The organism is Kocuria sp. U4B (genome assembly GCF_054875615.1).
Genome location: NZ_CM142180.1, coordinates 377,154 through 399,638, shown reverse-complemented (window position 1 = coordinate 399,638; position 22,485 = coordinate 377,154). Strand labels below are relative to the sequence as shown.

General features: G+C 73.8%; 23 protein-coding genes. 9 read left to right on the top strand and 14 right to left on the bottom strand.

The features are described from left to right. Positions 1-15 precede the first annotated feature (15 nt). From ACYSMR_RS01840 to ACYSMR_RS01830, 3 genes are all read right to left on the bottom strand, one after another. Positions 16-1,041, bottom strand: a complete 1,026-nt coding sequence (locus ACYSMR_RS01840; protein WP_461747192.1) for a glycosyltransferase family 4 protein — start codon at positions 1,039-1,041, stop codon at positions 16-18. Between the two features lie 126 nt (positions 1,042-1,167). Further along, complete coding sequence (locus tag ACYSMR_RS01835) at positions 1,168-3,327, bottom strand: amylo-alpha-1,6-glucosidase (protein WP_461747191.1); 2,160 nt, start codon at positions 3,325-3,327, stop codon at positions 1,168-1,170. A 336-nt stretch (positions 3,328-3,663) separates the two neighbouring features. After that, positions 3,664-4,104 carry a hypothetical protein gene (locus tag ACYSMR_RS01830; protein WP_309125315.1) on the bottom strand — a complete coding sequence of 147 codons (441 nt, stop codon included), beginning with the start codon at positions 4,102-4,104 and terminating at the stop codon, positions 3,664-3,666. Positions 4,105-4,524: 420 nt separating this feature from the next. Between ACYSMR_RS01830 and ygiD the strand changes: the two genes are divergently transcribed. Both ygiD and ACYSMR_RS01820 read left to right on the top strand, forming a co-directional pair. After that, on the top strand, positions 4,525-5,403 hold the full coding sequence (gene ygiD, locus ACYSMR_RS01825; RefSeq protein ID WP_309125316.1) for a 4,5-DOPA-extradiol-dioxygenase: 879 nt from the start codon (positions 4,525-4,527) through the stop codon (positions 5,401-5,403). A gap of 377 nt (positions 5,404-5,780) precedes the next feature. Further along, positions 5,781-6,503 (top strand): hypothetical protein, encoded by a 723-nt coding sequence (locus ACYSMR_RS01820; RefSeq protein ID WP_251334618.1) that lies wholly within the window; start codon positions 5,781-5,783, stop codon positions 6,501-6,503. A gap of 12 nt (positions 6,504-6,515) precedes the next feature. Here ACYSMR_RS01820 and ectA read toward each other — a convergent pair whose 3' ends face one another. From ectA to map, 3 genes are all read right to left on the bottom strand, one after another. After that, positions 6,516-7,331, bottom strand: coding sequence for a diaminobutyrate acetyltransferase (gene ectA, locus ACYSMR_RS01815; protein ID WP_461747190.1), 816 nt, complete (start codon positions 7,329-7,331; stop codon positions 6,516-6,518). A 206-nt stretch (positions 7,332-7,537) separates the two neighbouring features. Beyond that, entirely contained in the window at positions 7,538-8,761 is a 1,224-nt protein-coding gene (locus ACYSMR_RS01810; RefSeq protein WP_461746870.1) for an IS110 family RNA-guided transposase, read from the bottom strand. A gap of 345 nt (positions 8,762-9,106) precedes the next feature. Next, positions 9,107-9,889, bottom strand: coding sequence for a type I methionyl aminopeptidase (gene map / locus ACYSMR_RS01805; RefSeq protein WP_251333414.1), 783 nt, complete (start codon positions 9,887-9,889; stop codon positions 9,107-9,109). Between the two features lie 65 nt (positions 9,890-9,954). On the opposite strand from map, the gene ACYSMR_RS01800 reads away from it, so the two are divergent. Continuing rightward, positions 9,955-10,257, top strand: coding sequence for a helix-turn-helix transcriptional regulator (locus tag ACYSMR_RS01800; RefSeq protein WP_251333413.1), 303 nt, complete (start codon positions 9,955-9,957; stop codon positions 10,255-10,257). Between the two features lie 107 nt (positions 10,258-10,364). Here the strand turns inward: ACYSMR_RS01800 and ACYSMR_RS01795 are convergent, their stop codons facing one another. Further along, on the bottom strand, positions 10,365-11,867 hold the full coding sequence (locus tag ACYSMR_RS01795; RefSeq protein WP_461747189.1) for an ABC transporter permease: 1,503 nt from the start codon (positions 11,865-11,867) through the stop codon (positions 10,365-10,367). 111 nt (positions 11,868-11,978) lie between these two features. Here ACYSMR_RS01795 and ACYSMR_RS01790 point away from each other — a divergent pair, with 111 nt between their 5' ends. Further along, a complete protein-coding gene (locus ACYSMR_RS01790) occupies positions 11,979-12,614 on the top strand; it encodes a TetR/AcrR family transcriptional regulator (RefSeq protein ID WP_461747188.1) in 636 nt (211 codons plus the stop codon). A gap of 49 nt (positions 12,615-12,663) precedes the next feature. Here the strand turns inward: ACYSMR_RS01790 and nhaA are convergent, their stop codons facing one another. Both nhaA and ACYSMR_RS01780 read right to left on the bottom strand, forming a co-directional pair. Then, positions 12,664-14,037, bottom strand: a complete 1,374-nt coding sequence (gene nhaA, locus ACYSMR_RS01785) for a Na+/H+ antiporter NhaA (protein ID WP_461747997.1) — start codon at positions 14,035-14,037, stop codon at positions 12,664-12,666. 238 nt (positions 14,038-14,275) lie between these two features. After that, a complete protein-coding gene (locus ACYSMR_RS01780; RefSeq protein WP_251333409.1) occupies positions 14,276-14,872 on the bottom strand; it encodes a LysE/ArgO family amino acid transporter in 597 nt (198 codons plus the stop codon). A gap of 70 nt (positions 14,873-14,942) precedes the next feature. Here ACYSMR_RS01780 and ACYSMR_RS01775 point away from each other — a divergent pair, with 70 nt between their 5' ends. Further along, positions 14,943-15,830, top strand: a complete 888-nt coding sequence (locus tag ACYSMR_RS01775; protein ID WP_461747187.1) for a LysR family transcriptional regulator ArgP — start codon at positions 14,943-14,945, stop codon at positions 15,828-15,830. A gap of 196 nt (positions 15,831-16,026) precedes the next feature. Next, positions 16,027-16,446 carry an SdpI family protein gene (locus ACYSMR_RS01770; RefSeq protein ID WP_251333407.1) on the top strand — a complete coding sequence of 140 codons (420 nt, stop codon included), beginning with the start codon at positions 16,027-16,029 and terminating at the stop codon, positions 16,444-16,446. A 174-nt stretch (positions 16,447-16,620) separates the two neighbouring features. Here the strand turns inward: ACYSMR_RS01770 and ACYSMR_RS01765 are convergent, their stop codons facing one another. The 3 genes from ACYSMR_RS01765 to ACYSMR_RS01755 all read right to left on the bottom strand — a co-directional run bounded on the left by ACYSMR_RS01765 (position 16,621) and on the right by ACYSMR_RS01755 (position 18,907). Next, positions 16,621-17,175 (bottom strand): AAA family ATPase, encoded by a 555-nt coding sequence (locus ACYSMR_RS01765; RefSeq protein ID WP_461747186.1) that lies wholly within the window; start codon positions 17,173-17,175, stop codon positions 16,621-16,623. 126 nt (positions 17,176-17,301) lie between these two features. Next, positions 17,302-17,859, bottom strand: coding sequence for an MmcQ/YjbR family DNA-binding protein (locus ACYSMR_RS01760; RefSeq protein ID WP_461747185.1), 558 nt, complete (start codon positions 17,857-17,859; stop codon positions 17,302-17,304). A 502-nt stretch (positions 17,860-18,361) separates the two neighbouring features. Beyond that, positions 18,362-18,907 carry a hypothetical protein gene (locus ACYSMR_RS01755; protein WP_308222188.1) on the bottom strand — a complete coding sequence of 182 codons (546 nt, stop codon included), beginning with the start codon at positions 18,905-18,907 and terminating at the stop codon, positions 18,362-18,364. 69 nt (positions 18,908-18,976) lie between these two features. On the opposite strand from ACYSMR_RS01755, the gene ACYSMR_RS01750 reads away from it, so the two are divergent. After that, positions 18,977-19,609: a TetR/AcrR family transcriptional regulator gene (locus ACYSMR_RS01750; RefSeq protein ID WP_309125353.1), complete on the top strand. Its 633-nt coding sequence runs from the start codon at positions 18,977-18,979 to the stop codon at positions 19,607-19,609. Positions 19,610-19,865: 256 nt separating this feature from the next. Here ACYSMR_RS01750 and ACYSMR_RS01745 read toward each other — a convergent pair whose 3' ends face one another. After that, positions 19,866-20,528 carry a pentapeptide repeat-containing protein gene (locus ACYSMR_RS01745; protein WP_461747184.1) on the bottom strand — a complete coding sequence of 221 codons (663 nt, stop codon included), beginning with the start codon at positions 20,526-20,528 and terminating at the stop codon, positions 19,866-19,868. Positions 20,529-20,728: 200 nt separating this feature from the next. Between ACYSMR_RS01745 and ACYSMR_RS01740 the strand changes: the two genes are divergently transcribed. Beyond that, positions 20,729-20,902, top strand: coding sequence for a hypothetical protein (locus ACYSMR_RS01740; RefSeq protein ID WP_461747183.1), 174 nt, complete (start codon positions 20,729-20,731; stop codon positions 20,900-20,902). Next, positions 20,899-21,141, top strand: a complete 243-nt coding sequence (locus ACYSMR_RS01735) for a hypothetical protein (RefSeq protein WP_461747182.1) — start codon at positions 20,899-20,901, stop codon at positions 21,139-21,141. The genes ACYSMR_RS01740 and ACYSMR_RS01735 overlap by 4 nt, the downstream gene beginning before the upstream one ends. Positions 21,142-21,493: 352 nt before the next feature. Here ACYSMR_RS01735 and ACYSMR_RS01730 read toward each other — a convergent pair whose 3' ends face one another. After that, positions 21,494-22,465, bottom strand: coding sequence for an intradiol ring-cleavage dioxygenase (locus ACYSMR_RS01730; RefSeq protein WP_461747181.1), 972 nt, complete (start codon positions 22,463-22,465; stop codon positions 21,494-21,496). Positions 22,466-22,485: the final 20 nt, after the last annotated feature.

Genomic DNA, 22,485 nt, shown 5'->3' with positions numbered 1-22,485 from the left:
GAGAGGATCGGTGGTTCACGGGCCCCGACGGGTCCTCAGGAGCCGTGCGTAGAGGGCCAGATGGTCGTCGACCATGCGCTCGATGCTGAACCGCCGCTCCGCCGCGGCCCGCACGGCCGGCCGGTCCAGCGCGGCGGCGTCCACCAGCAGGGGGACCAGGTCCTCGGCGGTCTGCGCCAGGTAGCCGGTGGTGCCGACGTCGACGATCTCGGGGGCCGCGCCGCGGGAGGTGGCCACCACCGGGGTGCCGGTGGCCATGGCCTCGATCATCACCAGGCCGAAGGGCTCCGGCCACTGGAGGGGGTTGAGCAGAGCCGTCGCGCTGCCCAGCAGCTCGTACTTCTCCTGGCCACCGACCTCGCCGAGGAACTCCACGTCCGGGCCCAGCATCGGCTCGACGACGTCGTGGAAGTACCGCAGTTCGTCGGGCTGGCGCATCTTGGCGGCGATCTTCAGCGGGATCCCCGCCGCGCGGGCGATGACGATCGCCTCGGCTACGCCCTTGTCCGGGCACATCCGGCCCAGGAAGCACGCATACCCGCCGCGGCCCTGACCGACCGGGACGGCGGAGAGGTCCATGCCGTGCGGGATCACGGCGGCGACGCGCAGACCGGGGGTGCGGCTGATCTGGTCGCGGGATATGGCCACCAGCGCCGTGTCCGGGGCGGCCCGGCAGATGTCCTGCAGGTGCGGTGTCAACGGGCTGTGGAGGGTCGTCACCACCGGCACGCCGGGCGGGCGGTGCCGATAGAGCGGCCCGGCCAGGGTGTGGTCGTGGATCAGGTCGACCCCCGCCAGCCCCGCGTAGGCCCGGAGGACGTGACTGAGCTCCGACCCGGTGGCCCCGAGAGCAGCCGGGTCGGCGGCGTCCGTGCCGGGCAGCAGGGGCACGGGGCAGGTGCTGTCGGCAGCGGCGGCCAGCACCACGTCGTGCCCGGCCCCGGCGAAGCCGCGGGCCAGGGTGTCCACCACCACCTCGGTGCCCCCGTACCCGGTCGGCGGTACCGGGAACCAGGGGGCGACGACCAGGCCGATGCGCATCCGTGCCGCCCTACCCGACGAGCCGCCGAGGGCGTGGGCCGAGGCCTCCGGGACGCGGGGCCTCGTCGTCCGGGCCGGGACCGCGGCCCGTCGGGAGTCGATGTGCACCTTGCATGGCCGGCTCCTCTAGTGGCCCGGCGGGTGGGGGTAGCCCGGGCCGAGGGTCTCTTCCAGCCGGGGGCGGGGATCCCGCCGCAGCACCGTCCCCGGGGCGAGCCCGTCGATGGTGGCGGCGGTCCCCTCGGCCCGGACGGTGATGTGGGAGGTGGCGAGCCGGACGTGGTCCGCGCGGAAGGTGCCGAACTGCGCCGGCAGGATCGGGGCCAGGTGCACCTGCCCCCGCGGCAGGAGGGGGTCGAAGCGCAGCAGGGCCCGCATCAGCTGCACCGGTGAGGCCGCCGCCCAGGCCTGGGGGGAGCACGAGGTGGGGTAGGGCACGGGTTCGGTGTACTCCTGGCGGGAGAAGCCGCAGAAGAGCTCCGGCAGCCGCCCGCCGAAGTGCTCCGCCGCGGCGAACAACCCCTGCGCCACGCGGGCGGCTTCCTCGACGAAGCCGTAGCGCATCAGGCCGGTGGCGATCAGGGTGGTGTCGTGCGGCCACACCGAGCCGTTGTGGTAGCTCACCGGGTTGTAGGCGCCCATGTCCGAGGCCAGTGTCCTGATGCCCCAGCCGGTAAACATCTCGGGCGACATGAGCCTCTCCACCACCCGGGGGGCCTTCTCGACGTCGACGATGCCCAGCCACAGGCAGTGCCCCATGTTGGACGCGCAGGCGTCGACCGGGCGCTTGTCCTTGTCCAGGGCCACGGCGAAGTAGCCCCTGTCCGGCAGCCAGAACCGCTCGTTGAACTCCTCCTTCAGCTCCGCGGCGCGCCGGGTCCAGGTCGCGGCGCCCTCCTGGTCGTCCAGCTGCGCGGCCAGCACCGCCCGTCCGAGGTAGGCGCTGTAGACGTAGGCCTGCACCTCGCACAGGGCGATGGGAGGCTCCGCCAGGCGTCCGTCGGCGAAGTTGATCCCGTCCCAGGAGTCCTTCCAGCCCTGGTTCAGCAGCCCGTGCTCGTTGTGGCGGGCGTACTCCACGAAGCCGTCGCCGTCGCGGTCCCCGAACTTCTCCACCCACTCCAGGGCCCGGTCGGCGTGCGGCAGCAAGGAGTCGAGGATGTCCCCGGCCAGGCCCCACCGGCTCACCTCGGCCATGAGGGACACGAACAGGGGGGTGGCGTCCGCGGTCCCGTAGTAGGCCTGGCCGCCCCCCATGGCCAGGCCCGCGCTCGCACCGAGGCGCACCTCGTGCACGATCCTGCCCGGTTCCTCCTCGGTGTCCGGATCGATCTTCTCCCCCTGCAGGGAGGCCAGCGTCTGCAGGGTGCCCGTTGCCAGGGCGGGGTCCACGCACAGCGCCATGTAGGAGGACAGCAGGGAGTCCCGGCCGAACAGGGCCATGAACCACGGCGCGCCGGCCGCCACGGCCACCCGGTCGGGGTGCTCGGCGTCGAAGATCCGCAACGAACCGAGATCGGCCTGGCTGCGGGTCAGGACGTTCTCGACGTTGCGGTCGGTGACCGACAGGCGCGGGACGTCCTCCTCCCACGCGGCGTAGCGGCGAGCCGCCTCGTGGTGCACCGTTCCACCCGCCCCGGTGAACGGGTTCTCCGGCGCCACCCCCTCGACCAGCGGGGTGCAGACGACGCGAGCGGACCAGGCGCCGCGCGCCGGCACCTCGGTCTCGAAGACCACGGCGTTCTCCTGCATCGCCGCCCCGGACGCGCTGATCACCACGCCCCGGCGGTAGCCCTCGCGGACGGCTTCCAGCTGCAGCTCCTCCGGGCGGATGTGCCGGTTGCGGTCCGTGAACGAGGCGGTCCTGCCGCCCTTCACCTCGAAGAGGTCGGCCAGGTCCGCGTCCACGCCGATCTCGATCCGGCACGCCACGGGCCGCTGGGAGAAGTTGCGCACCCGGATGTCGTTGCGCAGCCCAGGACCGACGTGCCGCTCCTGCTCCACGACCAGGGCGCCGTCCGCGACCCCGTCCAGCCGCCTCGGCCGGCCCACGAACAGCGCCCGGTAGGGTTCCAGGCTCCGCCCCGTGAGCGGCTCCAGCGGCATGCCGTTCACGGTGAGCAACCAGCGGGAGAGGATGCGGGTGTCCTGGTAGAAAGCTCCCTGGGCCTGCCCAGGATGGATGTCGCCGCTCTGGGTCGAGATGCAGAACGAGGAGCCCTCCACGACGGTGACCGCGTCCGGGGCCGACGTGCCCGCCGCAGTATCCGCGTTCCACGCGCTCATCGCCGCCACCCGCTGCCCAGCCGGCCCTCCGGGTGCGCTTCCCCGATGGCCCCGGCGTGCCGACGGCGTGAGGTTGCCCGGAGGCTCGGCGGCGCCGCAGGGGTACCGGCCGTCCCGGCCACGACCGTCGTCATTCGCCCCATGCTGCGGTCTGCCTCTCCCGAGAACGCGGCGGGAGCCGGGTCCGGAACCCCTGTGACATCCGGTGCGGGTCCGCCGTCGTGCCGTCCACGATCCCGACCTCCGCCGGCGGGCGCAATGCTCCTCCGGCGTGTGCGGGGGATTGTTATGAAGCCCTGACTGGTGCGGAGGCCATCGCCGACCCGGGCGGCCCGGTCAGCGCATGTCCCGGGGCCCCGCCCCGGTCGGCGGCGCTCCCCCGGAGCGCCGCCCGGCCCCGTCTGCCCGGGGCAGGAGGGCCGAGGGGCGGAGCCACCGGGGCGCTCCGCGTCGCTGACCTCGTCCGGCGGGGAGCGCGGATCGTCCGCGGACGGACGTGCCCCACCCGGGGCGGCCCGGGGCTGTGATCCGCACGGATCCGCTCCCCGGCACCCCGGACCGGAGGTCGCGGGCGAGGAGCCCGATCGCGGTCGTTCCGTGCAGCTGGGCCTGGTGGAGATCCACGGTGAGCCTCGCGTCGGGGAAGGCGGTGCGGGCCTGCTCCACCAGTGATGGCAGGACCGGCTGGTGGGCTTCGGTCAGCGTGCCGGTGACGGCCAGGGTCACGTGCCTCCCGTCGGGGGCGACCTGGACGAGGACCGAGAGCTTGGGCGTCATGGGCGGGTTCCTTGTCCTGGTGGGCGCCGTGCGGCCCTGGGCGTCGGGGTGCTGGGCACGAGGGGCGTCGAGGGGCGGGCGCCGGCCTCGGGCGCGGCGCCCCGGCCCCCTCCATTCTGGGCGGGGACGGTGCCGGTCGCCATGGCCGGCCGTGCTTGTGCGTTTTGTGAACCGCTCCCGCCCGGTCCCGGGCCACCGGACACGGTCGCCGTCCCGGCGGCCAGCACCCGAGGCCCACCCCGGCCGGCCACCGCCGGGCCCGCCCTCCGCACGCCCGCGCGGCGCCGGTGCTGCGCGCGGCGGAGCCTCTCCGGCCGTCCCCGGCACCGGCCCTTGGCGAGGACGGGACGAGCACGGCAGGATGACCGCAACGACCCACTACGGCCGGGCTCCGTCGGGAGCTGGTGCGGAGGAGCCACGATGAGCCTGCAGGACACCACCTCCGAGATCCTGATGCCCGCGGCCTTCTTCGGCCACGGCAACCCGATGAACGCCCTGGAGACCAACCGGTACACCAGCGCCTGGAGAGCGTTCGGGGAGTCGGTGCCGCGGCCGCGGGCGATCCTGGTGATCAGCGCGCACTGGTACATCAACGCCACCGCGGTCACCGCCATGCCGGCCCCGCGCACGATCCACGACTTCTACGGGTTCCCCCAGGAGCTGTTCGACGTGCAGTACCCCGCCCCCGGGCTGCCGGGCCTGGTCGAGGAGATCAGCGACACCGTCCACCCGACCTGGGTGGGGGCCGACGTCGACAGCTGGGGCATCGACCACGGCACCTGGTCCGTGCTCGTGCACGCCTTCCCCGACGCCTCGATCCCGGTGCTGCAGATGAGCATCAACGCCGACAAGCCGCTGGACTACCACCTGAAGCTCGGTGCCCAGCTGGCCCCGCTGCGCGAGGCCGGGGTGCTGATCATCACCAGCGGCAACATCGTGCACAACCTGGGCGGCATGAACTGGAAGCTCGCCGACGACGGCTACGACTGGGCGAGGCGCTTCAACGAGGACGCCAAGGAGCGCATGCTCTCCGTCCCCACCGAGCTGGCGGCGCTGGACGCCCACCGGGACTGGCGCCAGGCGGTGCCCACCCCGGACCACTTCATTCCCTCGCTCTACCTGGCCGGCCTCGCCGGGGCGGCCGGGGCGGCGGACACCCGCGTGCTCGTCGACGGCTACTCCTACGGGTCCCTGTCGATGACGGCCTACACGCTCGGGACGGACTGCCCCGGGGGGACGGAGCGGGGCGGGTCCTCCCGGCCCCCGGCGGATCTGCCCCCGGATGCCTCCAACATCTGAGCCCGCGCGGGGATGGCGTCGGCTCCCGCCCCGTGCGCGTCCACTCAGGAGGACGTTCCCGCGGAGGCCCTTCGCGGGGTCGCAGGACGACGACCAAGACGCTCCCCTCTCGGGGGACCGGTGGCCGGACCCGCCGGGGACGTGGGTCCGGCAGGTCGCCCGGGACGACAGCGGGGCGCCGTGGAGCGGGCGCGGGCCGCAGCAGGGGGCATGCGGAGGCCGCATCCGGACCGGGGAGCGATAAACTGGCCGCAGAGCTCGCCACCCCATGAGAGCGGCTGCGCTGGTTGCCTGAGTGATCACAGTGTTCGGGGGATCCGCTATGAGAAGAGCATCGACGGCTCCGGCCGTCCCGTCCTCGTCGCCTGCTGCCGTCCATGATCATCATCGCTGAAGCCGTGGTCGTCCTGGCCCTCGTCGCCTGGGTGATGTGGGTGCTGGTGGGCGCCCTCCAGGCCCGGATCGGCACGGCCGGGGAGACCACCGCCCGGGAGGAGGACCCCTCCCGGGCGCGAGCCGACCAGGAGGTGGTGGCGGAAGCCCGGCGGGCCGGGGAAGAGGACATGCGCACGGCCTGGCTCCGGTGGCAGCTGCGGCCCGTCCCGGACCAGGCGGAGCAGCGGGACGTCTCGCTGATCCCCCGCACGCTGGCCGTGGTGCCCAAGGCCGACTGGGACGTGGACCGGCTGCGGCAGCACGGCCGGTCCGTGTGGGCCCTGCGGGCGGGTGCCCGCCGGCACGACCAGCTCCCGGAGGTGGACGCCCGCCTGGACCGGGTGGCGGCGATGATCTCGGACCTGACGGACGACGAGTTCGACACCGGCCTCGGGCAGACCAGTGACCGGTACCTGTTCCACCGGGAGCGGGGGGTCCGGCTCGCCTACCTGGAGGGCGGGGGCAGGGGGGTGGAGGTCATCATGGACACCGTCACCGCCACGCGGGCCCAGATCCGTCAGGACGCGGCCACGAGGGCCGCCGCGGAGTCCCTCGTCCAGCAGCGCAACGCCGCGCTCAGGGCCCTGCGGGAGACCCACCGGCCGACCGAGACCCGGGACGCCCATGCCGCCTGGGAGGCGAAGGCCGAGGAGATCGACGAGTGAGCCACCGCCCGCTCACGGGCAGGCGTGCAGGACGGGTGAGCACGGCCGGCGCAGACGCGTGATGCGGTGGAGCCGCTCGGCGTCGTGCCCGTCGGGGAGGGCGGCGGTGCCCGGCGCGGGCGAGAGCACCAGCTGGGCGCCGCGCGCACCGGCCACGGACCGGAAGAGCCGCTGCATGGCTTGGTCGTCGTCACGGATGCTCGTCTCCACGGCGGTGCACAGCTCGACGGCGTCGATCAGTCCGTCGACGAGGCCTGCGGCGATGCCCCGCCCCCGCGCCCGGGCCGCCACGGCCACCTGCCAGACCAGGAGCACCCCGGGTGCGTCCGGGCGCCGGTGTCCCAGGACGAAACCGACCACGGCGCCGTCCTCCTCCGCCACGAGCGAGGTCCGCGCGAAGCCCCGGCACCACAGCAGATACGCATAGGAGACGCTGAGGTCCACGCTGTGGCACTCCTTGGCGATGCGCCACAGGTGCCCGGCATCGGCCACGGTGGGATGGCGGAGCACCACCGGCGGCCACGGCGCCTCCCCGCTGCGGGGTCGACCGGTGCCGTCCCGCCCCGGATCGGACAGCACCGCCGCCGGCGGCTCGCCGGCGTCGGGCCGGTCGCCGATGCGCCGTGCCATCGCCTTCCACCAGCTGCGGTACGAGCCGGCGGGCCCGCGCACCTGCTCCGGGTCACGGGGGTGCGGTGGTCGGGACGGCCCCGACGGCAGGGAGCGGTCCTCCGCCCGCGGGTGGTGCCCCAGCAGGCCCCGGGAGAGCGGCTTCGCGCGCGTTCCGGCGACATCGACCGGAGCGACGTCGGAAGGACCATGGTCCATGGCAGTGACCTTCTTCGGGTTCGAAGTCCTGGCGGCCACTGCTCGACCTGGGCCTCACCCTAGGCGAAGCAGGCGCCCCTGGCCAGGAGCTGCGCCGGTCCGGAAGGGGACGGCTCGCGCTCGGGCCTGGGCACCTGTGCGGACCGTGACGGGCAGGGCCGCCTGGACAAGTCCCCCGGGGCGGGGGGGTGCCTCTATGGTTTTGGTCAAGCGGCCAGGGCCACCGTTGACGGCGTTTGGGGCCCGGTGGGGTCTTGGTAGAGGGTGCCGTTCCTGAGCATGGCGAAGAGCACGTCGGTCCGGCGGCGGGCCAGGGCGATGATCGCCTGGTTGTGGCGCTTGCCCTGGGCGCGTTTCCGGTCGTAGTAGGCCCTCGAGGGCGGATGGTGGAGCGAGGCGAAGGCCGAGAGGAACAGGGCTCTCTTGAGGCGTTTGTTCCCACCCCTGGGAGCGTGCTCGCCGCGGATCGAGGTCCCCGACCGTCTTGTGACCGGGGCGATCCCGGCGTAAGAGGCCAGGTGCCCGGCATCGGCGAAGTCTTTGCCCACGACCTCGGTGAGGATTCTCGCGGCGGTCCTGGCCCCCACTCCGGGCATCGAGGTCAGGACCGGGCAAAGAGGGTGGGCCTCCACGAGGGCCTCGACCTGGGTAGCCACCGTCGCCCGCTGGTGGATCAGGGCGCCCAGCTGCCCGGCCAGGATGGGCACCACGGTGGTCGCGGCCTCGGTGCCGGCCACCACCACGGTCTGCTGGGCCAGGGCCTCGAAGATCTCCTCGGTCAACGACTCGGCCAGGCGGGGGGCGTGCTTCTTCAGCCTCGCCCGCACGTGGCCCCTGCCGGCCGCGGCCAGCTTCGCCGGGGTGGGGTAGCGGGTGAGCAGATCCGCCACCGCCGGGTGGGTCACCCGCGGTCCCAGCACCCTTTCGAGGGCGGGGTGGATCTGGGTGAGCATCCCGCGCAACCGATTACTGGTTGCGGTGATCTGGGCGGCCAGGTCGTCGTCGAAACCGGCCAGCACCGCCAGCTCAGCAATCTGAGCCTCATCCACCCGGATGTTCCGCAGGGTGTGGGCCATGGTGCGGGCCGCCTCGGCGATGATGAACGCGTCCCGGGCGTCGGTCTTCGCACTCCCCGGGTGCAGGTCGGCGATGCGGCGCATCGCCAACCCGGGCAGATACGCCACCTCAACCTGCTCGGTGGCTTCGGCCACGGCCACCGGCAGGGCGCCGATGGTGGCTGGCTGGTCCACGACCATCAGCGCCGGCCCGTGGATTGCAACCAGCTCCTCGAGGATCGCGCGCAGCCGGGCCTCGTCGTTAGGCAGCGCCTTGTCATAGACCGTCTTCCCGGTGCTCGTCACGGCCACCGCGTGGTGGTCGGACTTGCCGACGTCCAGGCCGATGAACACGGCCGGGCGTTGCTCGCTCATGGTGTTGCCTCCTCAACGTGGGCCCACAGCGTCTACTGACCGGCCGGGTGGTGGTCACGCTCGGCATCCACGTTACGAAGGTCCTCGAAGGAGATCCCGCCTCTATCAGCGATCCGTGACCACCGGACCGGTTGCCGGTGACAACACCCCCGGATCATGGGCGACTGGGGGCAACGATCATGCCGGCAACCGACCGGTCAGCACCTCTCATCCTGACGGACTGAAGAGCCATGAAAAAGGTAACGGGGGGGGGCTCATGGCGGCGAATCGGTCCACCGGTCGCGCCGTCCATGGGCGGGAGCCGGTTCGGCCGCACCGATCCCGGGGGCACGCGTGGCGCCGCCGTCACTGCTGCTCCTGCGTCGGCAGGGTGAGGATCTCGGGTCCGGCGTCGGTGATGGCGATCGTGTGCTCACTGTGCGCCGCCCGGCAGCCTGTCGCGCTGCGCAGCGTCCACCCGTCGGCGTCGGTGACGAGCTCGGCGGTGTCGGCCATGACCCACGGCTCCAGGGCCAGCAGCAGCCCGGGGCGCAGCCTGTAGCCGCGGCCGGGCCGGCCGGTGTTGGCCACGTGCGGGTCCTGGTGCATCGTCGAGCCGATGCCGTGACCGCCGAACTCGGTGTTGATCGGGTAGCCCGCCGCCCCCAGGACGGAGCCGATGGCGTGGGAGACGTCGCCGACGCGAGCTCCGGGTACGGCCGCGGCGATCCCCGCGGACAGCGCGCGTTCGGTCGTCTCGATCATCGCGACGCTCTGCGGGGGTGTCGCCTCGCCCACGAGGAAGCTGATGGCCGCGTCCGCGGCGACGCCGCCGAGGGAGACGGCGAGGTCCAGGGTCAGGAGGTCTCCGTCGGCCAGCGCGTAGTCGTGGGGCAGCCCGTGGAGCACGGCGTCGTTGACCCCGGTGCAGATGTAGTGGCCGAACGGCCCACGTCCGAAGGACGGGGCGTAGTCGACGTAGCAGGAGCGCGCCCCGGCCTCCAGGATCATGGTCTGCGCCCACCGGTCGATGTCGAGGAGATTCGTCCCGGCCGTGGTGCGGCTCCTGAGGGTCTGCAGGATGCCGGCGACCAGGGCGCCGGTGTCCTTCGCCCGGGCCAGCTCGGCCGTACTCAGGATCTCGATCATGGGCGTCCTCCTCGGGTGACCAATGATTATACCGGCCATGTTATCCCGGTCCTAGTATGGGAGCCATGGTCAGACTGCCGCTCACTGCCGCCGAGGTCGAACGCGGGCAGCGCCTCGGCGCCCTGCTGCGCCGGGGCCGGGGAGAGCGCTCGATGCTCGAGACCGCCCTCGATGCCGGCGTCTCCCCGGAGACCCTGCGGAAGATCGAGTCCGGTCGTGTCGCCACTCCGGCCTTTCCGACCGTCGCCGCGATCGCCGATGTCCTCGGCCTGTCCCTGGACGAGGTGTGGGCCGAGATCAACCGGCCCGACGCCGAGGCCGGCTCCACGGGAGCGCGTCGCACCGCACGCGACCGGGTGGCCTCGTAGGTCCTGGGCCCGCGGCCCCGCGGTAGGGGCCGGCGGCGGAGGGTCCGTGGGCGCGGTGCCCGGCCGCTGTCCCCGAGCAGGGCGGCCGGCCCTCCCGGGCGGGCGGGTCAGACGGCGGGCCCGACCCGCTGTGCCGCCGCCCCGCGGCGTCCGGTCGTCCGGTCGTAGGCCGTGCCGACCGCCAGCGCCACCAGCACGGCCGCTGCCAGGATCGCGGTCAGGGCGAGGGCGCCGGTGCGCAGTCCGGCGCCGGGGGCGGCGTCGAAGTAGAGCACGGAGCGGACCGCCATCGCGATGTGGTGCAGCGGCTCGGCCGGGGCGATGGCGCGGAAGAAGGCCGGCAGGGCTTCCAGGGGCACGACGGCGCCGGCGGAGGGCAGGCCCATCAGGACCAGGTAGAGCATGGCCAGCAGCATCCCGGCGCTGCCGAAGAGCGTGAGCAGGGCGAAGACCACCGCCGAGACCGCGGCCATCGCCAGCCAGCTGGTCAGGAGCAGCACCTGCCCGTGGGGCAGGGGCACCCCGGCGGCGTGGGCGACCCACATCACCACGCCGGCCGCCGGGGCGGCGGCGACGACGAACAGGCCCCACTTGAGCAGGAACGTCACCGGGCGCGAGGGCGTGGTGGCCAGGCCCTGCCGGAAGCGCGGGCCCAGCTCCAGCGGGGCGATGCCCAGCCGCCCGTCGACGAGCACGTTGATGCCGATGGACCCGGTCAGGCCGAGGACCAGCAGCAGGATGGCGTAGTAGAAGGCGCCCATGCCCAGGGCGGTGCCCTCCTCGAGGTCGTGGTAGGCGGTGGTGGTCACCTGGACCGGGTCGGCCAGCAGCACGGCCGAGGCCGCGCTGATCCGGGGGGCGAGCTGGTCGGCCAGCCGGGCGGGGGTGTCCTGCTGCTGGGCCAGCTGCTGGGCGAAGACCTGGGCGGCGGGCCCGGCCTGGGCGGCGGCTTGCTGCATCCGGCGGACCTGCTGGGCCTGGCTGTCGGCCAGCTGCTGCTCGACCTGCGCGCGGGCCCGGTCCTCGGCGTCCTGGGCGGCCGCGGTGAGCTGTGCGCCCAGGGTGGTGCCGGCCTGTTCGAGCCCCGGCTCGATCGCCCCGGTGGCCAGGCGGGTGCCCAGGGCTCCGGCCTGGGGGTCGGTGTAGACGGTCACGGTCGGCCGCGCGGTCTGCTCCTGGGTCAGGGACCCGGACACCAGGCCGACGGCGTCGGCGGAGAAGGTCTCCGGGACGACCGCGGCGGCGTAGATCTTCCCGGTCCCGAGCTGCCGCTGGGCCTCGTCCCAGGAGAGCACCCGCAGGTCCAGCTCCCCGCCCTCGGCGGCTTCCTCGACGAAGCCGTCGACGATCTGCCGGCCCAGGTTCTGCTGCACGGTGGCCCCGTCCTCGCCGGGCACCTGCGCGCCGGCGTCCTGGTTGACCACGGCGACGGGGAAGTCCTTCAGGTGCGCGGTCGGGTTGGCCAGCCCCCCCATGTACAACCCGGTCCCGGCGGCGGCCAGCAGCGCCACCATCAGGACGGGCAGCAGCCAGAACCGCACGGAACGGCAGGGGGACCGGCGTCTCCGGTGGGCGGGGGCGTGCGGGCGGGACGGGGGGAGCGCGGGCATGGGAAGACCTTTCGGCAACCGACTGGATACACGAGTGTATCGACTTTTGGAACCTGACGATACACTGGTGCATGGAAGCTGGACACACCGATGCACGGGACGAGGCTCACCATGGACACCCCCACCGCCGGCGACCCGGCCGCGAAGCGCTCGCGGGCGGCCACCCGGGCCCGGCTGCTGGCCACCTCCGCGGCCGTCTTCGCCGAGAAGGGGATCGAGGGGGCCAGCGTGGAGGAGCTGTGCGCGGCGGCGGGGTTCAGCCGAGGCGCCTTCTACAGCAACTTCGCCTCCAAGACCGACCTCGCCCTGGCGATGTACGAGGACCACGTCGGGCAGCTGATCACCCGGCTCGACGATCAGCTGGAGACCTGGCTGGCGGCAGGGGAGCCCACCGCCACGGTGGTGGGGCGCGTCGTCGAGGGGATGTCGGACTTCACCTCCGACACCACCTGGCACTCCGTGCGCCTCGAGCTGCTGCTGGCCGCCCGCCGCTCACCCCGGGTGCGCGAGGTCGTCTCCGAGCAGCGAGCCGCCCTGACCGCCGCGGTCACGGAGGCGCTCGGGCGCGTGGCCGACCACCAGGGGCTCGCCTTCACCGTCGAGGCCGGCGAGCTGGCGGGGCTGCTCCTGTCGGCCTACGACGGGCGGCTCAACGACCAGCTCGCCGGGACCGGCCACGCCCCGGCCGGCCCCGGTCTCGTCCCCACCGTCTGGCTGGCCTTCACCCGGCCCGGAGCCCGGCCCTGAGGGCCGGGGCGCCGGCACGAGGAGGACGGGAGCCTGGCTCCCGTGCCGTTCAGACGCCGCGGTCGTGCTCGTAGACGTCGGGGACGCCGTCGGCGTTGGCGTCGACGGCCTCCTCGGCCTGGACGTCACGGTGGTGGCGGTCGCGGGCGCGTAGCACCACGGTGGCCAGGGCGGCGGCCAGCACGGAGGCGGTGAGGACGGCGACCTTGGCCTGGTCGGCCTCCGCGCTGCCCGGGGCGAAGCTCAGCTCGGCGATCAGCAGGGAGACGGTGAAGCCGATCCCGGCCAGCAGGGTGACGCCGAACAGGTCGATCCACCCGAAGGAGGGGTCCAGGCGGGTGCGGGTGATCCGGGTGGTCACCCAGGTGGCCGCGAGGATGCCGATCGGCTTGCCGGCCACCAGCCCGGCGACCACGCCGAGGGTCACCGGGGCGGTGAGGGCGGTGGTAAAGCCCTGCCAGCCGCCGAGGGCGACACCGGCGGAGAAGAACGCGAACACCGGCACCGCGATCCCGGCCGAGAGCGGGCGGAAGCGGTGCTCGAACTCCTCCGACAGCCCCGGCCCGGCGGTGGGCCCGCCGGAGGCCTGGCTGCGGATCACCGGCACGGCGAAGCCCAGCAGGACCCCGGCGACGGTGGCGTGGACCCCGGAGGCGTGGACCAGGGCCCACACCAGCACCCCCAGGGGCAGCAGGACGACCCACGCCGCCCAGGGGCGGGTGCCGAAGAACCGGCGGAAGGCCTGGGTGAGCACGGTGAAGGCGGCCAGCGGGAGCAGGGCCCACAGCAGCGGGCTCAGGTGGACCTCCTCGGTGTAGAAGACCGCGATGATGGAGATGGCCAGCAGGTCGTCGACCACGGCCAGCGTCAGCAGGAACAGGCGCAGGGCCGAGGGCAGGTGGGAGCCGATGATCGCCAGCACGGCCACGGCGAAGGCGATGTCGGTGGCCGTGGGGATCGCCCACCCGCCCACCGTGGCGGGGCTGGAGGCATTGACGGCGGTGTAGATCAGCGCCGGCACCACCACGCCGCCCACCGCCGCGGCCACCGGCACGACAGCTTTGCGGACCTCGCGCAGGTCACCGGCGACGAACTCGCGCTTGAGCTCGAGGCCGACCAGGAAGAAGAAGACGGCCAGCAGCCCGTCGGCCGCCCACGCGCCCAGGGACAGCTGAAGGTGCCAGGGCGCGTAGCCGACCTTCAGGTCGCGCAGGGCGAAGTAGCTGTCCGCCCAGGGGGAGTTCGCCCAGATGATGGCGAGCGCCGCGGCGGCGACGAGCAGCATCCCGCCGACGGTCTCCCGGCGCAGGATCTCCCCGATGCGCAGGACCTCGGCGTAGCTGCCCCGGCCGGTCGGGGCCGAGTGCGGGTGGTGGGAATCGGTGGTGGCCACGGGGGCTCCTCCAGGAGGGGTCGACGACAGAACATGCCGACCAGACTTCCCGGCTCACCTGCCCTCCACCCTAGGGGGAGGCCCGTGGGGATGTACAGCCGCGTGCCCCGGAGGGCGCCGTGGACAGCACGAACACGGCGGGGTGGTGCCTCGTCCCGCGCCGCAGGCCGGGACCAGGGCCGGCGGTGCGCCCAGGGCGGGGCCGGAAGTGGCGTTGCCGGCGTTGCCGGCGCTGCCCCCGGGGCCGTGGCCGTCGCCGGCGGTGGGGTCAGCCCCGGACCAGGCCGACGGCCAGGACCAGCATCACCACACCGATCACCAGGTCCACCGCCCGCCAGGTGCGCGGGTCGTCGAGCACGCCGGACAGGGCCCGGGCGCCGTAGCCGAGGGCGGAGAACCACACGACGCTGCCCACCACGGCCCCGGCCGCGAAGACCCACCGGGCACCGGGACCGTGCTGGTTGGCGAGGCCGCCCAGCAGCACCACGGTGTCGAGGTAGACGTGGGGGTTCAGGTACGTCAGGGCCAGGGTGGTGGTGATCACCGATCCCCGCGACCGCGCAGCCCCGGCGGTCAAGGACGACGGTGTCAGCGCCGAGACGAAGGACCGCACGCCCCACCACGTCAGGTAGGCGGCCCCGCCCCACCGCAGCACGTCCAGCGCCTCCGGGAACCGGGACACCACGGCCCCGATCCCGGCGGTGCCGCCGAGGATCAGCACCGCGTCGCCGGCCATGCACAGGACCACCACCACCCCGACGTGCTCCCGGCGGATGCCCTGGCGCAGCACGAACGCGTTCTGCGCGCCGATGGCGACGATCAGTGCCAGGCCGGTCATCATCCCGGTGCCCCAGATGCTCCACATGGCCTCGACCGTAGCCAGACCACCGACTGAAGACAAATGAAAGAATGCATCGATGCATTAGTTTTGCTGCATGCACTTCGAGCACCTGCGCGCCCTGACCGCGATCATCGACGAGGGGACCTTCGAGGCGGCCGCGGACCTGCTGGGAATCAGCCCCTCGGCCGTGAGCCAGCGCATCAAGGCCCTCGAGACCTCCGTGGGCCAGGTCGTGGTGCGCCGCGGCACGCCCTGCACCCCCACCGAGGCCGGGGCGGTGCTGCTGCGCACGACCCGCCAGGTGCAGGCTCTCGAAGCGGAGACCTGGCATGCCCTGGGCCACGGGAGCTCCTCCCGGACCGTGACCCCGGTGGCCGTCAACGCTGATTCCCTGGCCACCTGGTTCGTGCCCGTCCTGGCCGAGGCCGCGGGATGGGCGGACGCCACCCTGGACCTGCACGTGGAGGACCAGGACCACAGCAGCCGCCTCCTGCGCCGAGGCGACGTGCTGGGAGCCGTCACCGCCGATCCCGCACCGGTCAACGGGTGCCGGGTCGAGCGGCTGGGGTCCATGCGCTACCTCCCCGTGGCCACCCCCGAGCTGCGTCGCCGGTTCACCACCGAGGGCGGCCTGGACTGGGCGGGCATGCCCGTGCTGCGGTTCAACGCCAAGGACGACCTGCAGCACCAGGTCCTCCGGGCCCGCGGGGTCGAGCAGTCCCCGCCCACGCACACCGTCCCGTCCTCCGAAGGGTTCCTCGCGGCCGTCCGCGCCGGCCTGGGCTGGGGCATGCTCCCGGAGCTGCAGCTGGGGGCGGACCTCGTCGGCGGGCCCCTGGTGGTGCTCGAGGACCAGGCCCACCGCGACGTCGTGCTCCACTGGCAGACCTGGACGCTGGACTCGGAGCGGCTGACCCGCATCACCGCGGCCGTCCGCAGGGCCGGCCGGCAACACCTGCGCTCCACACGGCAGGACGGGTGAACGACCGCGACGGGTTCGTGCTCGTGCACCAGCGGTTCCCCGGCTCTGCCCCAGCTGGTCCCTGCGTGTCCTGGTCCGTCGACCGGACAGCATCCGGGCAGGGCGGGGCCGGCTTCGCCCGGACAGCCACGGCGCCGCCGGCAGGGGGCGTCCTGCCGGCGGCGCGTACGGTGGAAGCCCCTACCGGAAGCGGCCCATGAGCGAAGACCTCCTCGCCCTGATCCCTCTGCTGTTCGGCCTCGTCGTCATCCCTGCCGTGTGCGTGCCCATGACCCGCGCGGCCGCCGGGGGAGCCCTCGACCGCAACGGCCTGGTCGGCATCCGCACCCGGCACACCCAGGCCTCCGACGCCGCCTGGGTCGCCGGCCACGCCGCGGCCCTGCCGCGGGTGGGGAGGACGGTGCCGGTCGCGGCCCTCACCGTGGTCGCGGCGCTGGTGGGTGCCGTGCTGGGCGGGAGCGGCTGGGGCGTGGTCGTGGGGTTGACCGGGCTGCTCACGGAGGCGGCCGTGCTGGTCTCCGCCACCGGTCGGGCCAACACGGCGGCCCGGGAGGCTGCCGCCCCTCCCGCGGACGGCCGGTCCTGGCGTCCCGATGCCCCGGAGGGCCCCGGGTGATCCGGTCAGCGGCCCGCCATGCTGACGCTGGTCGTCGCTCCTGCCGGCCGTCGTCGAGCGCCCTGTCCGTGGCGGCCTCACGGAGTGCGGCTGGCATCCCGTCGCGCAAGCAGTTCGCCGATGGCTGGGGACCACCTCCCGGCCTCCGGCGACCGCCGTGGGACGGCGGGCCCGTCAGAGGCCGGCGGCCTCCGCGATCCGCGCGACGATCTGCTCCGTCGTCCCGGTCGCGTCCACCACGCTCCAGCCCCAGGCGCGGGCCAGCTCCAGGTAGATGGCCCGGGTGGTGCGCAGGAACTCCAGGGACTCGTCGTCCTCCCCGCGGGCGAGGATCCGTTCGTGGGCGGTCCCGGCCGGGGCGTCGAGCACGACGACGGTCTGGGAGCGCAGCCAGGCGGCGGCCAGCCGCGGCAGGACGCGGCCCGGCGGCAGGCCCCGGGCTCTGCGCAGCACCAGCTGGCACACCAGGTGGCGGTCCAGCACCACCAGCCCGTCCCGGTGCCTCGCCCGGGTCCGGGACACGATCACGTTGGCGGTGCGCACCACGGTCTCGACCCGGTCCGCCCAGCGCGCCGGCAGCTCCACCCCGAAACGGGCCGAGGTGCGGGTCAGCCAGCGGCGACCCGAGCGGTTGCGCAGCACGATCGCCGGCCGTCCCGCAGCCCGGACCGCCGCGGCCAGGGCTGCGGCCGTGGTCGTCTTCCCGGCCCCGTCGACGCCCAGCAGCACGATGCCCAGGGGGCGGCGAGCTCGGCGAGCGCCGTGCCCCCCGCATCGTGGGCCCCGCGCCTCCGGTTCAGATCGACGCACCCGCACCCTCCCCTCGACTGCTCCGGGACCTCGTGGCCGGAGGACTCACAGTCTTCCGCACGTTCGGGACCTCGGCGGACGTCCTGCCGTGCGGTGCCCGACCCCGGGCCGGGGCGTCCTCGCCGGACCGGTCGAGAGAGCCGGTGGGCGGGTCGACGCCCGCGCGAACTCCTGCCCTGGCCGCCGTCGAGCAGCTGCAGGCCCTCGCGGCCGGGTCACTGCCCCTCGCCCGCCGGTCGCACCGGTGACGAGCCGGCGCCGCGGAGCGGGCAGTCCCTCGAGGACGAGCGCGTAGGCACTGAGCACCAGTTCCGCCACGAGCTGCTCGGTGATCCCGAGTCCGGCGGCGACGGAGAGCCAGTGCGTCTTGTTCATGTGGGAGCCGGGGGTGATCGTGGCGAACTCCTGGCGCAGCGCCGAGCCGTGCGGGGGCTCGCACTTGAGCGTCACGATCTGCTCCCCGGGCGCTTCCGTGGCCATCAGGAACACCGTGCCGGCCACCTTGAACACGTCGTGCTCGGGGCCGAACGGGAAGGTGTGCGTCACCGCCGGCAACCCGGCCGCCGTGCGCACGGCGATCTCCTGCAACGTCGACCCGTCCATCGGAACCTGCCTCCTTCCACTGCTCCGGAAGCACGACGCTCCGGAAGCACGACGGTAGTGCACGACTCCTCGGTGCGGTTCCCGTTGCCGCTTGCGGGCGGGAGCCCCGGAGTCCGTCTCACCGCTGCGGGACGCACCGATGGCCGGGGAGGAGCACCGGCAGGAGTCCGTGCTCGAGCGCCTGGACCAGGACCCGCAGCAGGGGAGCACCGGCGCCCGGTGCCCGTGCACGTCCTCCGGCGCGGCCGGTCCCGCCCGCCCGGCCAGCACGGTCCGCCGTCGCGGACACGGAAGGCTCGGGCGGCACCGCACACGCTCGACCCGCCGCACCCGGACAGTGCCCCTCCGAGGATCCACCGGGTCTCGACCTGCATCGTCCCCGACCTCCGGCGGGTTCATCAGGTGACCGCACGTCGGGGTCGTCCCACCGGGCCACCGAGGCCGGGGATCCAGCAGGCCACGGGCAAGGCCGAAGGCGGTGGTGCAGCGTCGACAGGACCGGCTACGGCACCGGGAGCGGTTGCTTCTTCGGCCAGAGCGTGTAGCTGACCGCCCAGATCAGGTCGAGCAGGAAGATGATGCCGAGGACCGGATGGAGACCGGTCACCGCGCCGGTCCTGCCGGGATCGCCGACGAGGACGGTGAGCAGGTGGAGCAGGCCCGCGGCGATCAGCACCGCGACTGCGGTGCGCCCGACGTCCCTCCAGCACTCCTTCGTGTGACGGGCCCCGTAGCTCCGGGTGGGAGCGGGGCCGGCAGCGAACCGGTGGGCGAAGCGGGTGTCGGCCCACCTGACCGTCTTGTGGCCGTAGGCGACCGAGAAGCCGAGGTAGAGGGCTGCCAGGCCGTGGACGACGCCGGCGGTCGCCCCGGCGCGCAGGTCCAGGACCGTGGCGGTGAGCAGCACGAGGTCGACCACCGGTGTCAGCGCCAGCAGGACGGCACCGGTACGTGGCCGGCGCAGCGCATAGCGGGCGAGCAGCCCGGCGACGATGAGCACCCAGAAGCCGATCTCGCACGCCAGGATGATCGCAAGGATCAGGTTCATGGTCTCTCCACGTTCTAGCACGGTCGTGCTGAGAAGGCACAGTAGCACGACTGTGCTACTTTCAGGTGCATGCCCAGGAGAATCGACCGCGACGCGCGGAAGGCGCAGCTGGCGGAAGCGGTGTGGCGGATCATCGTGGAGCGGGGCATCGGCGCGGTGTCGGTGCGCACGGTCGCCGAGCAGGCATCGGTGGCGGTCGGGTCGTTGCGTCATGTGTTTCCCACCCGTGCGGAGCTGCTGGCGTTCTCCGCGGAGCTGATGGTCCAGCGCGCCAGGGATCGGATCCTGGCCACCCCGCGCTCCAGCGACCCCCGGCAGTACGCGCTGGAGATCGTGCAGCACCTGCTGCCGCTCGAGCCGGACAGCCGGGCGGAGCTGGAGGTCAACATCGCCCTGATCGCCGAGAGCCCCGCCCTGCAGGAGCTGGTGCCGATCAGGGATCAGGCCTACCGACAACTGGGCGAGGCGTGCACCCGGCTGGTGGAGATGCTGACGGGCAGGGCCCGTGACCAGCAGATCGAACGGGAGGCGCGACGGCTGCACGCGATCATCGACGGACTGGCGATCCACCTGCTGATGGAACCGGCTTCCGAGGGCAGCGAGTGGGCGATGGAGATCGTGCAGGAGGAGCTGGGGCGCATCGCCCGCAGCGCAGGACCAGCGCGGCGGCAGGAAGCACGTCCCGACCGCCCGCGCCCGTGACGCCACGGTGCGCCTGGTCGTCCACGACCTCAGCAGGACGCACGCCCGATCGCTTCCCGGGCCCCTCCTGAGGTCCCCGAGGGAACCCTCCACCAGGCAGCGGTCCGGCTGGCTGCTCGACGCCGGCTCGGGCGGACCACCGGCCGCCGCCACGAGGCCGCCCTGGTGCCGACGCCCGAGCAGGGCGGCGACCGGCACGGTGGGCGACGACCGCTCGGACGCCGCCCTGGCCCGGGAGTCGGGGACGGACGGGCGGTCAGTCCTCCACGTAGAGGCCCAGGTGCTCGGCCATCGCCGGAGCCAGCTGCTGCAGCTGGAGATGGTTGAGCGCCGCCCCGCGCAGGTGCGCCAGGCCGGTGATCTCCGGCAGGTCGACCGCGCGCAGGTCGACGTCGCTCAGGGCCGCGCCGGAGACGTCCAGGACACCGAGCTCCGTGCCGGCGAACGCCAGCCGCTCCACCTGCGTGCCGGTGAGGTCGAGCTCCTCGATGACGCAGTCGGTGAACAGCACGTCGCGCAGACCCGTCCCGCGCAGGTTCACGTACCCGAGCTTGGCGCCGCGGACGTGAACGGCGTCCCAGGTGCCTTCGACGCACTGGAGCACCCCGAGCCGGGAGGCCTCGAGCACGGTGTTGCGGAGGCTCGCGTAGGCGGCCGAGACCGTGGGGACGTCCAGGCGGAACAGGTGCGAGTCGGTGATCCGGGTGCCGGTGAGTTCCAGCTCGTGGACGTTCAGACGGGCGAAGGAGCAGTCGGTGAAGTGCGCCTCGGACAGGTCCACCCCGGCGAGGTCGTCGCCGGTGAAGGACAGCGCCTCGTAGGTCCCGTGGGCGTAGATCCCGGCGTGGGCGCCGGAGGCGAGCTCGGGCAGGTGGACCTCGCGCAGGCGCGGGGGAGCAGGGGTGTGCGGTCGAGGCATGCGTTCCACCGTAGTCCTGCTCGGAGTCGTCGCCGGACGGGCGGGATCGGTGGCCGGGCAGTGCCCGGCGGCGTCGCGGCCACCGGGTGAGGAGGCACCCGCCGGCCGGTGTGCCGGCCGGCGGGTGAAGATGCACACGAGGGGCGGTGACGGCGACGCGGTGACCGTGCCAGGATGCGGGCAAAGGGGAAGGAGCTGACATGTCGAGGAAGACCCGCGGGCTGCTCGCCGTCCAGGCGGCCACTCTCCTCGTGCTGGGGACCCGCGAAGTCGCAGTCGGAGGCGTGCTCGGCGGGGCGGTGGTCGTGGGCGCGGCGCCGATCGCCCTCGGGCTGATCCACGACAGCTCCGACCAGAGGGGCGGCCGGCGGTGAGCGCGCGCGTACCACGGCGCCGGCCACGGAAGGCCGCGGAGGCGCACGCGCGGAAGGTCTGGCTGGCGGCGGCGCTCCTGGGCTATCTGGCCGGGATCGTGCTGATCGTGGTGCTCGTCGTGTCGTGGGACCGCCTGGGGTGGGCGATCGTGGTGCTCGTCGTCCTCTTCGGCGGGGCCGGCGCCGCGTGGTGGCAGGAGCGGCTCCGGCGCCGGCGGGATCCGCGGAAGCCGACGTGACGCGCAGGACCCTGCGGTGGATCACCGCGCCGTGGCTGTCCGCCTTCTCGCCGTGGCCGTGTGGCGGATCGCCAACGGGCAGCGGCGCTGGGCGTCCGCTCCGGTGCCGTCGAGGGGGCACCGAGGCCGCGGACGATGCCGCGGACGAGGCCGCCGTACAGGTTCCGGGCGTCCGGCGACTGGACGCAGATCTCCGCCGAGGCGGGTAGCTCCAGCAGCTGTTCCGGCCCGCCGAGATCCTGTCGCCGGTCGCCGTCGGGATCCCCCAGACCTGGGCCGCGCCGGGCCCGTCCTCCTTCAGCGCCGCGGCCTCCGACCTGCGCCGGCTCGGGGGTCCCCGCCGGGGGAGGAGTCACCCGGCCGGGGGCGCACCGGCCGGGGCGCCGCCACCGGCGAGCCGGCCGCCGGTGGGCGCCGTGGTGGTGTCCACCCCCACGGCCAGGGTGACGGTGTAGCCGGCCGCGACGCTGCCGCTGACCGTGCCCAGCTGGCCGGCGCCGCTGTCGTCGCCGAAGACGTTGTCGCTCGCCAGGCTGAGCTGGGCGAGGTTGCGCACCGAGGCCTCGTAGCCGGCCGTGGCGTAGACGGTGTCGCAGACGTGCCGGGGCAGGGCCACCTGGGAGGTGGCGATCGCGGCCGCGGAGTCGGTGACGGACGTCTGGTCGGGGTAGACCTCGAAGTGGACGTGCGGCCAGCGCCCGGTGTAGCAGGCCGGGAAGATGCTGGTGAAGCGCACCGTGCCCTGCGCGTCGGCGATCTGCACCCCGCGCAGGTAGTTCTCCTCCGTGACCCCGTCCGAGTACATGGAGTAGCGCCCCTCCCGGTCGCAGTGCCAGACGTAGACGGCCACCCCCGCGAACGGCACCCCGCCGTTGGCGAGGTCGGCGATGTTCAGCTCCAGGGTCATGGGCACGCCCTCGGCGGTCCCGCCGGCGTCGCCGAGGCTGGAGCGGATGTCGCGGCGCACGATCCCGCTCTGCTCCAGCACGTCCGGGCCGTTGGAGCCGTCCCCGGGGTAGGGGCCGGCGGTCTCGTCCGGGATCTCCTCCAGGGCTGCCCCCGTGGCCGTGGGCGATGCCGGGGCGGACGGGGAGGCCGACGACGTCCCGGCGCTCGCGCTGGAGGACGCACCCGGGCCGCCGGCGCCGCAGGCCGCCAGGCCGACGGTCGTGGCCCCGAGACCGAGGACCGCCAGCATCCGCCGCCGGTTCAGCAGGGTGCCGATGTCGAAGCCCAGCCCCTGGTCGACGACCTCGTCCTCGGGCCGGGGCAACCGGCGGCCTTCATGGCCGAGGGTCGTCTCGTGCTCCGTGCTGCGTTCCATGGGTTCTCCGTCCGTCCGGG